Source organism: Sphingomonas sp. BL2, from assembly GCF_056680015.1.
Map to the genome: position 1 here is coordinate 4,011,489 of NZ_CM155261.1, position 12,672 is coordinate 4,024,160.

Here is a 12,672-nt window from a genome sequence, read left to right on the forward strand (position 1 = left end):
CGACGGCGCCAGCGCGTCGGGACACCTTTCTGGATGCGGCATCTCCGACCACGAACCACGTCGCTGCGCATCCCCTACCCGTGGTTCGTTACGCTCGCGCGACGGTTTGGCGACGGTCCGACGACGCGCCGAAACTCTAGATGAGGCGTTAGGTCACATCCCCGGATATCGCTCGAACGCAGGCAGAGCGGCCACATCCGCCATCCACGCCAATCGGTCGGCCACCTGGATATGCGCACCCGGCGCGACCGCCTCGGGATCGTCCAGCGTACAGGATTGGACGTCGATGATCCCCGGCAGATACTCGGCATTGGTATAGAACAGTCCCGTCCCGCACCGTCCGCAGAATTGACGCCGACCGCTCGCCGACGATTCATACGTCACCGGATCACCCGAGATGGTCACCTGCTCGGACCTGAATGCGATCCAGCCTACCATCGGCGCACCCGCGCTTCGCCGGCAATCGCCGCAATGGCACAGCGCGTGATGCTCGGGCTCGCCCTCCGCGACATAGCTGATCGCTCCGCAATGACATCGTCCCGCAAGCATGCCCGCCTCCCTCTATGTTCTCAACTTGTTCCACGTATCGTCGAACCGCGCAAGCCATACCCGCTTGCCCCATCGGCCCCCGTTCCCTACCTGTTCACCGGTGAACCAGATTGCCCAAACGTCCGCGCCGCAAGCAGAGCCTCCCTATCTGCGCGGTCTCAATTCGCCGCAGCGTGAGGCGGTGCTGACCACCGACGGGCCCGTGCTGATCATCGCCGGCGCCGGCACGGGCAAGACCGCGGCGCTGACCGCACGGCTCGCGCACCTGATCTTCACCAAGAAGGCTTGGCCGTCCGAGATCCTCAGCGTCACCTTCACCAACAAGGCCGCGCGCGAGATGCGCGAGCGGGTCGGACGGCTGGTCGGCGACGCGGTCGAGGGCATGCCGTGGCTCGGCACGTTCCACGCGATCGCCGCCAAGATGCTGCGTCGCCACGCCGAACTGGTCGGGCTGCAATCGAACTTCACGATCCTCGATACCGACGACCAGTTGCGGTTGCTGAAACAGCTGATCCTTGCCGCGGACATCGACGAGAAGCGCTTTCCGACGCGCAGCCTCGCCGGGCTGATCGACCAGTGGAAGAACAAGGGCCTCGTCCCCGCCGACATCGATGCGGGCGAGAGCGAGCGCTATGCCAACGGCCGTGGCGGCGAGCTGTACCAGCAATATCAGGCGCGGCTGATCGCGCTCAATGCCTGTGATTTCGGCGACCTGCTGCTCCACATGCTGGTGATCCTGAAGACGCACCGCGACGTGCTGGCGCAGTATCAGCAGCGCTTCAAATACATCATGGTCGACGAGTATCAGGACACCAACTCGTCGCAATATCTCTGGCTGCGGCTGCTCGCGCAGGAGCGCAAGAACATCGCCTGCGTCGGCGACGACGACCAGTCGATCTATTCGTGGCGCGGCGCGCAGGTCGAGAACATCCTGAAGTTCGAGCGGGATTTTCCGGGGGCGAAGGTCATCCGCCTCGAACAGAATTACCGCAGCACGCCGCACATCCTCGGCGCCGCGTCAGGCGTGATCGCCAACAACGGCGGGCGGCTCGGCAAGCAGCTCTGGACCGAGCGGGACGTCGGCGAGAAGGTGAAGGTCATCGGCGTCTGGGACGGCCCCGAGGAAGCGCGCCGCGTCGGCGAGGAGATCGACATCGTCCGGCGCTCCGGCAAGAGCCTCGACGAAGTGGCGATCCTGGTCCGCGCGCAGCACCAGACACGCGAGTTCGAGGACCGGTTCATCGCGATCGGCATGCCCTACAAGATCGTCGGCGGCTTCCGCTTCTACGAACGCGCCGAAATTCGCGACGCGCTGGCGTACCTCCGCGTCGTCAACCAGCCGGCGGACGACCTCGCCTTCGAACGCATCGTCAACGTCCCCAAGCGCGGCCTCGGCGATAAGGCGGTCGCGCGTATCCACCAGCTCGCCCGCGCCACCGGCACACCGCTGACCACCGCCGCCGCGCGCATCCTCGACACCGACGAACTGACCGGCGCGGCGAAGAAGTCGCTGGGACGCCTAGTCGGCGACATCGCCCGCTGGCGCGACATGGCGACCAGCCTGCCGCACGCCGAACTCGCGCGGCAGTTGCTAGACGAGAGCGGTTACACCGCGATGTACCAGGCCGAGAAGTCGGTCGAGGCGACCGGTCGCCTGGAGAACCTCAGCGAACTCGTCCGCGCGATGGAGGAGTATGACTCGCTCGGCGCTTTCCTAGAGCATGTCAGCCTCGTGATGGACAACGAGGGCGGCGCGCAGGACCCACAGGTCACGATCATGACCATCCACGCCGCCAAGGGCCTCGAATACGACACGGTCTTCCTGGTCGGCTGGGAGGAAGGCCTGTTCCCGTCGCAGCGCTCACTCGACGAAGGCGGCGTGAAAAGCCTCGAGGAGGAACGCCGCCTCGCCTATGTCGCGATCACGCGTGCACGCCGGCTTGCGGTCATCATCCACGCCGCCAACCGCCGCATCTATGGCCAGTGGAACTCGTCGATTCCCTCGCGCTTCGTCGCCGAACTCCCCGCCGAGCACATCGACACGGAAACGACGATGTCGGGCGGAGCGAGCCTGTGGCAGGCGAACTGGTCCGACCGCGCTGATCCCTTCGCCGACGTCGCGCGCGGCACCGGACGCGGCCCGGGCTGGCAGCGCGCGTCGGGCACCGGCAGCACCTTCTCCACCAAACCCGCCCGCGTCGTCGAAAGCCGGTCGAGCGCGATCAGCCTCGGCAACAAGGGCCGCGACGACCTGTCGCTGGGCATGCGCGTCTTCCACCAGAAGTTCGGCTACGGCGCGATCGCCGAGATCGAGGGCAACAAGCTGGAGATAGACTTCGAACAGTCCGGCCGTAAGCGCGTGATGGACAGCTTCGTGACGCTCACCCCCTAACGACATCAACCGGGAAAAGGATCAGCCGGCGGTCTGATCCGCGAGCGAGAATATCCGCTCCATCACCGCCCATTTCGGCCCGGTCGCCTCGATCGGCTTCTGATACACGTCCATCGCGGTCTCCCAGGACGCGACGACCGGCTGCAACGCCGGGTCGGCTGCGCGCGGAAAATCGTCCTCGACCTCGGCGATCATCACGAGCCGGTCGGCGACCTGCCAGATCTCCATATCTCGATACCCCCGCTGGACGATGTCGCGCACGACCTCGGGCCACACGGCGCCCGGCGCGTGGCGTTCGCGGTAGGCGGCGACCAGGGCTGCGTCGTCGACGAGGTCCAATGCGGTCACGATGCGATACGTCACGGAAATTCCTTCGATACGGCGTACTCGCGCGACAATAGCGCCGCCGCCCCTTTTCAAAAGTCACTTTGACTAATAAAACCGACGAAACGCACAACGACGCGCAGGAGATGGAATGAGACTGTCCGGCAAGACCGCGGTAGTGACCGCGGCGGCACAAGGCATCGGCCGCGCCACCGCGGAACGCTTCCGTGACGAGGGCGCACGGGTCTTCGCGCTCGACCGCGACGGCGATGCGCTGCAGGCCATCGACGGCGTCGAACGTCTGGTCGTCGACCTGCTCGACGCCAGCGCGATCGCCGCTTTGCCCGCCACGATCGGCGACATCGACATTCTCGCCAACGTCGCCGGCTTCGTCGCGGCGGGTGACATCCTGCAAGGCAGCGACGACGACTGGATGCTGTCGTTCGACCTCAACGTCCACGCGATGCACCGCATGACCCGCGCGTTCCTGCCCGGCATGCTCGCGCGCGGCGGCGGTGCGATCGTCAACATGAGCAGCATCGCGTCGAGCGTGAAGGGCATCCCAAACCGCTACGCTTACGGCGCATCGAAGGCAGCTGTTATCGGGCTGACCAAGGCCGTGGCGGCCGATTTCGTCGGCCGCGGGATCCGCTGCAACTGCGTGTGCCCGGGGACGATCGAGACCCCGTCCCTGCGCGAACGCATCGTCTCGCAAGCAGGGACTCAGGGCATTTCCGTGAGTGAGGCCGACGCCGCGTTCGTCGCGCGCCAGCCGATGGGCCGGCTCGGCCGCGCCGAGGAGATCGCCGCGCTGTTCCTGTATCTCGCCAGCGACGAATCGAGCTTCACCACCGGCGCGGTCCACGTGATCGACGGCGGCTGGGTCAACTAAGGATCATCCGATGAAATTATTGCGTTACGGCCCGCGCGGCCAGGAAAAGCCCGGCATTCTCGATCAGGACGGCGCGATCCGCGCGCTGCCAGGAGACCTAGGCGACATCGGCGGTGAATTGCTCTCCCCCGAGGGGCTCGCGAAGATCGCCGCGCTCGACGTGTCGACCCTACCCAAGGTCGACGGCGCGCCGCGGATCGGGCCGTGCGTCACGCGCACCGGCAAGTTCATCTGCATCGGCCTGAACTATTCGGACCACGCCGCAGAGAGCAACATGGCCCTCCCCGCCGAGCCGGTCGTGTTCGGCAAATGGACCAGCGCGATCCAGGGCCCGAACGATGATGTCGAGATCCCGCGCGGCTCGGAAAAGACGGACTGGGAAGTCGAACTCGGCGTCGTCATCGGCACGCCCGGCCGCCACATTGCCAAGGAAGACGCGCTGTCGCACGTTGCCGGCTATTGCGTCGTCCACGACGTGTCCGAGCGTGCGTTCCAGCTCGAGCGCGGCGGTACGTGGGACAAGGGCAAGGGCTGTGACACGTTCGGGCCGATCGGTCCCTGGCTCGTCACCGCGGACGAAGTCGGCGATCCCCAAAAGCTGGGCCTGTGGCTCGAAGTCGACGGCCATCGCTATCAGGACGGCACCACCGCCAACATGATCTTTGACGTCGCGACGATCGTCTCGTACCTCAGCGACTTCTGCACGCTCGAAGCCGGCGACATCATCTCGACCGGTACGCCGAAGGGCGTTGGCCTCGGCCAGAAGCCGCCGGTGTATCTGCGCGCAGGCCAGACCGTGCGGCTTGGTATCGATGGCCTTGGCGAGCAGACGCAGACGATGGTCGCCGCCGCATGACGACCATCACCGGTCTGCGCACGATCGACCTTCGTTTCCCGACCAGCGCGGGGCTCGACGGGTCCGACGCTATGAATCCGGATCCGGATTACTCGGCGGCGTATGTCGTGCTCGAGACGGATACGGACGGTCTCGAAGGCCACGGCCTGACCTTCACGATCGGCCGCGGCAACGACATCTGCGTCGCCGCGATCGAGGCGATGCGGCATCTCGTCATCGGGCTCGACCTCGACTGGATCATCGAGAATCCAGGGCGGATGTGGCGGCATCTGACCGGCGACAGCCAGTTGCGCTGGATCGGCCCCGACAAGGGCGCGATCCACCTCGCGACCGGCGCTGTCGTGAACGCGATCTGGGACCTGTGGGCGAAGGCGGTCGGCAAGCCCATCTGGCGCCTCGTCGCCGACATGACCCCGGAGGAATTGGTCCGGACGATCGACTTCCGGTACCTGACTGACGCGATCACGCCGGAGGACGCTCTCACGTTGCTGACCAAGCGCGCCGAGGGCAAGGCCGAGCGGATCGCCGATCTCGAAGCGACCGGCTTCCCCTGCTACACCACGTCGGCGGGGTGGCTCGGCTATCCCGACGACAAGCTGCGGCGGCTCGCGCAGGAGGCGGTCGATGCCGGGTTCGACTATATCAAGCTGAAGGTCGGTCGCGATCTGCAGGACGATATCCGTCGCCTCACGATCGCACGCGAAGTGCTCGGGCCCGACCGGAAGCTGATGATCGACGCGAACCAGGTGTGGGACGTTCCGCAGGCGATCGAGTGGGTGAACGCGCTCGCCTTCGCGAAGCCCTGGTTCATCGAGGAGCCGACCAGTCCCGACGATATCCTCGGCCACCAGGCGATCCGCGACGCGATCGGCGAGGTGAAGGTCGCGACCGGCGAAATGTGCCAGAACCGCATCATGTTCAAACAGTTCATGGCAGCGGGCGCGATCGACGTCGTCCAGATCGACAGCTGCCGTCTGGGCGGCGTCAACGAGGTGCTGGCGGTGCTGTTGCTGGCGGCCCGGTACGACCTGCCGGTGTGTCCGCATGCCGGCGGCGTCGGCTTGTGCGAATATGTCCAGCATCTCTCGATGATCGACTATCTCTGCTTCTCCGGGACCAAGGATGGGCGCGTGATCGAGTATGTCGACCATCTGCACGAGCATTTCGTCGACCCCTGCGTGATCCGCGACGCAGCGTACATGCCGCCGACGCTGCCAGGCTATTCGATCGAGATGAAGCCGCAGTCGCTGATCGACTATCGGTTCGCCGGATGAAGCTCGGGCTCGACGGCAAGGTCGTGATCGTCACGGGTGGCGGGGCCGGTATAGGCCTCGCCATCGCGCGCGGGTTGGCCGAGGAAGGCGCGATCCCGGTGATCGTGTCGCGGAGCGCGCCCGAGGACTTCGCGGCCGAGCATCTGTTCGTCGCGACCGAATTGTCCGACGACGCTGCGTGCGCGGCGGCGGTCGAGGCGGCGGTCGTACATTATGGCCGGATCGACGGGCTGGTGAACAACGCCGGCGCCAACGATAATATCGGGCTCGACCGGACGCCGGCGGAGTTCCGCGCCTCGCTCGACCAGAACCTCGTCCATTATTTCGCGATGGCGCATCACGCGGTGCCGCATCTGCGCAAGACCGGCGGCGCGATCGTCAACATCTCGTCGAAGACCGCGGTCACCGGCCAGGGTGACACCAGCGCGTATGCCGCCGCCAAGGGCGCGCAACTGGCGCTCACCCGCGAATGGGCGGTGGCGCTGCGCGGCGATGGGATCCGCGTCAACGCGGTGATCCCCGCCGAGGTGATGACGCCGCTCTACCAGCGCTGGATCGACAGTTTCGACGATCCGCAGGCGAAGCTCGACGGCATCGTCGCGCGCATTCCGCTCGGCCACCGCATGACCGAGGATCGCGAGATCGCGGACACGGTGGTGTTCCTGCTCTCCGACCGGGCGAGCCACACGACCGGGCAATGGCTGTATGTCGATGGCGGCTACACCCATCTCGACCGCGCGATAGACTGACGAACAAAAACATAATCAGGAGTGGACCAATGCGCGGAACGACCGCCGACAGGAAATATGTGCCGGCGATCGTGCTGACGGTCGCGCTGTTTTTCCTCTGGGGGATGGCGAACAACCTCAACGACATCCTGATCGCGCAGTTCAAGAAGGCGTTCACGCTCACCGACTTCCAGACCAGCTTCGTCCAGCAGGCCTTCTACATGGGCTATTTCCTGCTCGCGGTGCCGGCCGCGCTGGTGACGCGCGCGAAGGGCTACAAGACCGCGATCGTTACCGGGCTGGTGCTGTATGCGGCGGGGGCGCTGCTCTTCTATCCCGCGGCGCATTACGGGGAATATCTGTATTTCCTCGCCGCGCTGTTCGTGATCGCGTGCGGGCTGGCATTCCTCGAGACGTCGGCGAACCCGCTGATGACCGAACTCGGCGACCCGACGACCGCGGCCAAGCGGTTGAACTGGGCGCAGGCCGCGAACCCGGTCGGCACCGTCGCGGGCGTGCTGATCGGCAAGTATTTCATCCTGTCGGCGATCGTCCACGACGAGAACGCGGTCGCGGCGATGAGCCCGGCGGCGCGCGAGGCCTTCTATCGCAGCGAAGTCGTCGCGGTGCAGACGCCGTATCTGGTGATCGGCCTTGTCGTGCTGCTGTTCGCGGTCGCCGCCGCCGTGATCCGCTTTCCAGAGCATCGCGCGGAAGAAACCGTCGGCGCACCGTCGCGGTTCGTCGACGTGTTCCGCCACCCGCGGCTGATCTTCGCGACGGTGACACAGTTCTTCTACGTCGGCGCGCAGGTCGGTATCTGGAGCTATACGATCCGCTATGCGCAGGCGAACGTCCCCGGCATGGCCGAGCACGATGCCGCGGATTACCTGTTCGCCAGCCTCGTGCTGTTCGGGATCGGCCGCTTCGCCGGCACCGCACTGATGGGCCGCATCGCCCCCCCTCGCCTGCTCGCTATCTTCGCGGTGGTAAGCGCGGTGCTCGCCGCCGTCGCGAGCCTCATCGGTGGGCAGGTCGGGTTGTACGCGCTGGTGCTCGCCAGCCTGTTCATGTCGATCCAGTTCCCGACGATCTTCGCGCTCGGCATGGACGGGCTGGGCCTGCTCCGCCGCGCTGGGGCATCGTTGATCATCATGGCGATCATCGGCGGCGCGGTGCTGACCGGGCTGATGGGGCATATCTCCGACCTCGCCGGGATCGATACCGCGATGCTCGTGCCGGCGGTGTGCTTCCTGGTGGTGCTGGCGTTCGCGGTAAAGGCCGGGCGGACGCTGTCGGGTGACAGGTTACAGCCGACGATCCACTGAGCTCTGTATCGAGGCACTGGGGGGCTCGCAGGACCTCCGATGTTGCCACCACCCCGGCGAAGGCCGGGGCCCAGTTGGAAAGGTCGTCATAACGTAGGACGGTCCCTAGTTACCTCCGTCCCCCAACTGGGCCCCGGCCTTCGCCGGGGTGGTTAACTTAAGCAGCGTGCGTGAGCATGCATCGAGCCTTGAGAGGCCCTGCCCTCAGACCAGAATACCCCGGTCGATCTCCGCAATTGACCGCACCCCCGTCAGCGCCATCGCCACGCGCATCTCGCGCTCGATCAGCGTCAGCAACTGGGTCACCCCCGCTTCCCCCCGCGCCGCCAGCGCATACAGCCACGCCCGGCCGAGCAGCACGCCATCCGCCCCCAACGCCAGCATCCGCACCACGTCGAGCCCCGACCGCACGCCCGAATCCGCCAGCACCGTAAGCTGCCCCTTCACCGCCTCCGCGATCGCCGGCAGTGCCGCCGCGCTCGACAGCACGCCGTCGAGCTGTCGGCCGCCATGGTTCGACACGACGATCCCGTCCGCACCGATCGCCGCCGCCTCGCGCGCGTCGTCCGGATCTAGGATGCCCTTGATGATCAGCGGCCCGTCCCAGCCGTCGCGGATCCATTCGAGGTCTTTCCACGCGATCGACGGATCGAAATTGTTGCCAAGCCAGCCCATGTAATCGTTCAACCCGCTCGCCTTGCCCAGCACCGGCTCGAGGTTGCCGAGCTGGTGCGGCCGCCCGCGCAAGCCCACGTCCCATGCCCAGCCGGGACGCCCCATCGCCTGCAACATCCGGCGCAGTGGCGCGCGCGGCCCCGACATTCCCGAATGCTGATCTCGGTAGCGCGCGCCCGGCACCGGCATGTCGACCGTGAACACCAGCGCCTTCGCACCTTCCGCCTTCGCCGTGGCGAGCAAATCACGCATGAACGCTCGGTCGCGAATGACGTAGAGCTGGAACCAGGTCGGCCCGGTCGGTGCCGCCTTCACCACCTCGCCGAGCGAACAGAGCGACACCGTCGACAGGCAGAACGGCACGCCCGCGGCATGCGCGGCACGCGCCGCCTGCGTCTCGCCGCGGCGATGGTACATGCCCGCGATCCCGACCGGCCCAAGCCCCACCGGCAACGCCTGGTGCTGGCCGAACAGCGTCGTCGACAAATCGAGGTCGGACACGTCGCGCAACACCCGCTGGCGCAGCGCGATCCCCGACAGGTCGCTCACGTTGCGCGCGAGCGTCGCCTCCGCATAGGAGCCGCCATCGGCATACTCGAACAGGAACCGCGGCAGTCGCTTGCGTGCAGCCTCGCGGAAATCGAGTGTCGAGGCGATCGTCATGCGGCGTCTGTCCTATTGCAAGGAAGCCAGCAACTTTCAGATATGAAACTGATGGCGATCCCGACCCGATGCGGCATAAGGGCACGCCTTGCAATGACGACTGCTCCAGCCATGTCCCAATCTGCGTCCGAGCGCCCGCCCCCCTCCGCGCCAGCATCCCAGCAAAGAACGACCGCTACCGGTCCGCGCGTTTATTCCGCGCCCGCTTTGGAAAAGGCGATCGACATCATCGAACTGCTCGCGCGCGAACCGAACGGCCTGACGGTAAGCGAAATCGCCGCCCGCCTGTCGCGGTCGATCAGCGAACTCTTCCGCGTGATAGTCGTGCTCGACCGGCGCGGCTGGCTGCACAAGGATACCGTCAGCGACCGCTACCGCGTGACCTACAAGCTGCTCGAAACCGCGCACCGCGCGACGCCCGCCCAGGAACTGACACACGTCGCCGCGCCGCTGATGCAAGCCCTGTCTGCGACCGCGATGCAGTCCTGTCATCTGGTCGTCCTCAACGGCCTTCGCGGCCTGATCGTGCTGCGCCAGGAAAGTCCCGGTCCGACGGGTTTCGCCGTACGGTTGGGAACCAGCATCGCGCTTACAACGAATTGCTCGGGACACGTCCTGTTGGCATTTATGAGCGAGGGCGCGCGCACCGCGATCGTGGACGAGACGGTGGACGGTGCCTGCGGCCGCGACCTTGATGCACGTCTCGCCGTGATTCGTGAACGCGGGCATGAATGGAGCGCGAGCAACCGCATGGCGGGCGTTTCCGACATCAGTTGCCCGATCTTCGGCTATGATGGGCACGTTGTCGCGGCGCTCACGATCCCCTTTCTGGAAGTAATCGACGAGACGCCGCATATCCCCGCAGACGAAGCACTGGTCGCGCTGAAACGAACCGCTACGCAAATTTCGCGGGCGCTCGGCTGGTACGAACCCGACGACCAATCCAAGAGCCTCTAAGACCGACGATGTGACACTACCACGCGGCATCGGTTCTTGGTTGCCCCGTTGCGGACGAGTACGTCACGGACGGATACATAGGCTATGCTAGAGAAGTATATCGCACCGCTATCTGCGATGGAGCGGGTGAAGGGAATCGAACCCTCGTCACTTGCTTGGGAAGCAAAAGCTCTACCATTGAGCTACACCCGCGACGGCAATCTACGCCTCTCGGTCCGGGTCCTGCACCGGCTCTCGATGACCGGCCGAGTGCCACAGTCCTTGCAGGGCCGTCAACGCCAAATCGTCCCGCCTCCCGCCTGCCGCCTCCCGTCAGGGGATGGACTAGCCGCGCAAGCCGAACACCTGCGAACGATCCGCCTCGGGTACCAGACCTTCGAGTACCGCCCAGAACCCAGACACCGCGCTTTGTCCCGCGCTCGCATACGCCTCTGCCATCCGGATTCGTGCCGCCTCGAACAACTCGCGCTCCATGACCGATCCTTCCGCCGTAAGTCGCAGCAGCCGCTGCCGCCGGTCGCGCTCACCCGGCCGCGTCTCGACCAGCTTGCGATCGGCGAGTTCATTCAGCACGCGCCCCAATGACTGCTTGGTGATCGCCAGCAGCGACAGCAGTTCGCTGACCGTCATGTCGGGCTTGCGGGCAATAAAATACAGCGCGCGGTGATGCGCCCGCCCCAGCCCCTCCTCGGCGAGTCCCTGATCGATCGATCGCGTCAGGTGGCTATAGCCAAAGTACAGCAGTTCCATGCCGCGGCGGAGTTCGGGTTCGCGGAGGAACAGGGGTGAGGCGGATGACGCTGTGGCAGGCATGTTGACCGGTTTAGACATCGCCCGTAGTCGTCGGCAACCCGCAACGAGAGAGATTTTTCGATGTCCGTTCCAGCTTTTACGCCGTCTTCCGCCTTCCGCCATGAGCCGAACGCGACTCCGGTCGAGGCGAACGAGCGGGCGAAGCGTCTGATCGATCCCGGATTCGGGCGAGTCTTTACTGATCACATGGCGATGATCCGCTACAGCGAGACCGAAGGCTGGCACGACGCGCGGATCACCGCGCGGGCGCCGCTAACGATCGATCCGGCGTCGTCGGTCCTCCACTATGCGCAGGAAATCTTCGAGGGGATGAAGGCGTATCGACTCGCCGATGGCGGCACCGCGCTGTTCCGTCCCGAGGCGAACGCACGTCGCTTCCAGGATTCGGCACGTCGGCTCGCGATGCCGGAGCTGCCGACCGAATTGTTCCTCGAATCGGTCGAGCGGCTCGTAAGGACCGATGCGAACTGGATTCCGGAAAGCGACGGCGGCGCGCTGTATCTGCGGCCGTTCATGTTCGCGTCCGAAGTGTTCCTCGGGGTAAAACCGTCGGCCGAGTATCTCTACATGGTGCTAGCCTCGTCGGTCGGCGCCTATTTCAAGGGCGGCGCGCCGACCGTGTCGATCTGGGTCAGCCAGCAATACACGCGCGCAGCGCAAGGCGGCACCGGCGCGGCGAAGTGCGGCGGCAACTACGCCGCCAGCCTGCTCGCGCAGTCCGAGGCGATCCGCAACGGCTGCGACCAGGTCGTCTTCCTCGATGCCGCCGAACGGCGCTGGGTCGAGGAACTCGGTGGCATGAACATCTTCTTCGTGTTCGACGACGGCAGCATGGCGACCCCTGCCCTCACCGGTACGATCCTGCCCGGCATCACCCGCGACTCGATCCTGACGCTCGCACGCGCGAACGGCATCGAGGTACGCGAGGAGGGTTATACGATCGACCAGTGGCGCGCAGACGCTGCCAGCGGCCGGCTGGTCGAAGCGTTCGCCTGCGGCACCGCAGCCGTGGTCACGCCGATCGGAACGGTGGCCAGCCCCGAGGGCCGCTTCACGATCGGCGACGGTGCTCCAGGGGCGCTTACGATGCGGATGCGCGACGCACTCGTCTCGACCCAGCGTGGCACTGCGCCGGACGAGAACAACTGGCTGCACCATCTCGCCGATTGACATGCGGAAGGGCTTTTCACACGCCACCGCCCCGCTATAAGGCCGCCTCTG

Annotated in this window: 12 protein-coding genes and 1 tRNA gene; 8 read left to right on the plus strand and 5 right to left on the minus strand. The window is 65.8% G+C overall.

Going from position 1 to position 12,672, the window contains the following annotated elements; all coding sequences use genetic code 11:
- Positions 1–153 precede the first annotated feature (153 nt).
- On the minus strand, positions 154–549 hold the full coding sequence (locus tag AC1ME3_RS18395; RefSeq protein WP_480954315.1) for a GFA family protein: 396 nt from the start codon (positions 547–549) through the stop codon (positions 154–156).
- A 109-nt stretch (positions 550–658) separates the two neighbouring features.
- On the opposite strand from AC1ME3_RS18395, the gene AC1ME3_RS18400 reads away from it, so the two are divergent.
- Positions 659–2,941 carry an ATP-dependent helicase gene (locus AC1ME3_RS18400; protein WP_480955868.1) on the plus strand — a complete coding sequence of 761 codons (2,283 nt, stop codon included), beginning with the start codon at positions 659–661 and terminating at the stop codon, positions 2,939–2,941.
- A 21-nt stretch (positions 2,942–2,962) separates the two neighbouring features.
- On the opposite strand, the gene AC1ME3_RS18405 is transcribed toward AC1ME3_RS18400, so the two are convergent.
- The gene (locus AC1ME3_RS18405; protein WP_480954316.1) at positions 2,963–3,304 is read right to left on the minus strand and encodes an L-rhamnose mutarotase; all 342 of its coding nucleotides are present in this window, start codon (positions 3,302–3,304) and stop codon (positions 2,963–2,965) included.
- Positions 3,305–3,416: 112 nt separating this feature from the next.
- On the opposite strand from AC1ME3_RS18405, the gene AC1ME3_RS18410 reads away from it, so the two are divergent.
- Genes AC1ME3_RS18410 through fucP form a run of 5 tightly spaced genes read left to right on the plus strand, consistent with a single transcriptional unit; the run spans position 3,417 to position 8,343 of the window.
- Positions 3,417–4,157 (plus strand): SDR family oxidoreductase, encoded by a 741-nt coding sequence (locus AC1ME3_RS18410; protein WP_480954317.1) that lies wholly within the window; start codon positions 3,417–3,419, stop codon positions 4,155–4,157.
- Between the two features lie 10 nt (positions 4,158–4,167).
- Positions 4,168–5,013 (plus strand): fumarylacetoacetate hydrolase family protein, encoded by an 846-nt coding sequence (locus AC1ME3_RS18415; RefSeq protein WP_480954318.1) that lies wholly within the window; start codon positions 4,168–4,170, stop codon positions 5,011–5,013.
- Complete coding sequence (locus AC1ME3_RS18420; RefSeq protein WP_480954319.1) at positions 5,010–6,287, plus strand: L-fuconate dehydratase; 1,278 nt, start codon at positions 5,010–5,012, stop codon at positions 6,285–6,287. The genes AC1ME3_RS18415 and AC1ME3_RS18420 overlap by 4 nt, the downstream gene beginning before the upstream one ends.
- Complete coding sequence (locus tag AC1ME3_RS18425; protein ID WP_480954320.1) at positions 6,284–7,036, plus strand: L-fucose dehydrogenase; 753 nt, start codon at positions 6,284–6,286, stop codon at positions 7,034–7,036. The genes AC1ME3_RS18420 and AC1ME3_RS18425 overlap by 4 nt, the downstream gene beginning before the upstream one ends.
- Positions 7,037–7,065: 29 nt before the next feature.
- Positions 7,066–8,343 carry an L-fucose:H+ symporter permease gene (gene fucP, locus AC1ME3_RS18430; RefSeq protein ID WP_480954321.1) on the plus strand — a complete coding sequence of 426 codons (1,278 nt, stop codon included), beginning with the start codon at positions 7,066–7,068 and terminating at the stop codon, positions 8,341–8,343.
- A gap of 204 nt (positions 8,344–8,547) precedes the next feature.
- Here the strand turns inward: fucP and lldD are convergent, their stop codons facing one another.
- Positions 8,548–9,681, minus strand: coding sequence for an FMN-dependent L-lactate dehydrogenase LldD (lldD, locus tag AC1ME3_RS18435; RefSeq protein ID WP_480954322.1), 1,134 nt, complete (start codon positions 9,679–9,681; stop codon positions 8,548–8,550).
- 51 nt (positions 9,682–9,732) lie between these two features.
- Between lldD and AC1ME3_RS18440 the strand changes: the two genes are divergently transcribed.
- Positions 9,733–10,638, plus strand: a complete 906-nt coding sequence (locus tag AC1ME3_RS18440) for an IclR family transcriptional regulator (RefSeq protein ID WP_480954323.1) — start codon at positions 9,733–9,735, stop codon at positions 10,636–10,638.
- Positions 10,639–10,756: 118 nt separating this feature from the next.
- On the opposite strand, the gene AC1ME3_RS18445 is transcribed toward AC1ME3_RS18440, so the two are convergent.
- Both AC1ME3_RS18445 and AC1ME3_RS18450 read right to left on the minus strand, forming a co-directional pair.
- Positions 10,757–10,830, minus strand: a tRNA-Gly gene (locus tag AC1ME3_RS18445).
- Between the two features lie 132 nt (positions 10,831–10,962).
- Complete coding sequence (locus tag AC1ME3_RS18450) at positions 10,963–11,469, minus strand: MarR family transcriptional regulator (RefSeq protein WP_480954324.1); 507 nt, start codon at positions 11,467–11,469, stop codon at positions 10,963–10,965.
- Between the two features lie 42 nt (positions 11,470–11,511).
- On the opposite strand from AC1ME3_RS18450, the gene AC1ME3_RS18455 reads away from it, so the two are divergent.
- Positions 11,512–12,621, plus strand: coding sequence for a branched-chain amino acid aminotransferase (locus AC1ME3_RS18455; RefSeq protein WP_480954325.1), 1,110 nt, complete (start codon positions 11,512–11,514; stop codon positions 12,619–12,621).
- Positions 12,622–12,672 lie beyond the last annotated feature (51 nt).

Bases quoted from the DNA above. Each gene is read 5' to 3' on its own strand.
- AC1ME3_RS18395 (WP_480954315.1), bottom strand. From the start codon at position 549: ATGCTTGCGGGACGATGTCATTGCGGAGCGATCAGCTATGTCGCGGAG.
- AC1ME3_RS18410 (WP_480954317.1), top strand. From the start codon at position 3,417: ATGAGACTGTCCGGCAAGACCGCGGTAGTGACCGCGGCGGCACAAGGC.
- AC1ME3_RS18415 (WP_480954318.1), top strand. From the start codon at position 4,168: ATGAAATTATTGCGTTACGGCCCGCGCGGCCAGGAAAAGCCCGGCATT.
- AC1ME3_RS18420 (WP_480954319.1), top strand. From the start codon at position 5,010: ATGACGACCATCACCGGTCTGCGCACGATCGACCTTCGTTTCCCGACC.
- AC1ME3_RS18425 (WP_480954320.1), top strand. From the start codon at position 6,284: ATGAAGCTCGGGCTCGACGGCAAGGTCGTGATCGTCACGGGTGGCGGG.
- fucP (WP_480954321.1), top strand. From the start codon at position 7,066: ATGCGCGGAACGACCGCCGACAGGAAATATGTGCCGGCGATCGTGCTG.
- lldD (WP_480954322.1), bottom strand. From the start codon at position 9,681: ATGACGATCGCCTCGACACTCGATTTCCGCGAGGCTGCACGCAAGCGA.
- AC1ME3_RS18440 (WP_480954323.1), top strand. From the start codon at position 9,733: ATGGCGATCCCGACCCGATGCGGCATAAGGGCACGCCTTGCAATGACG.
- AC1ME3_RS18450 (WP_480954324.1), bottom strand. From the start codon at position 11,469: ATGTCTAAACCGGTCAACATGCCTGCCACAGCGTCATCCGCCTCACCC.
- AC1ME3_RS18455 (WP_480954325.1), top strand. From the start codon at position 11,512: ATGTCCGTTCCAGCTTTTACGCCGTCTTCCGCCTTCCGCCATGAGCCG.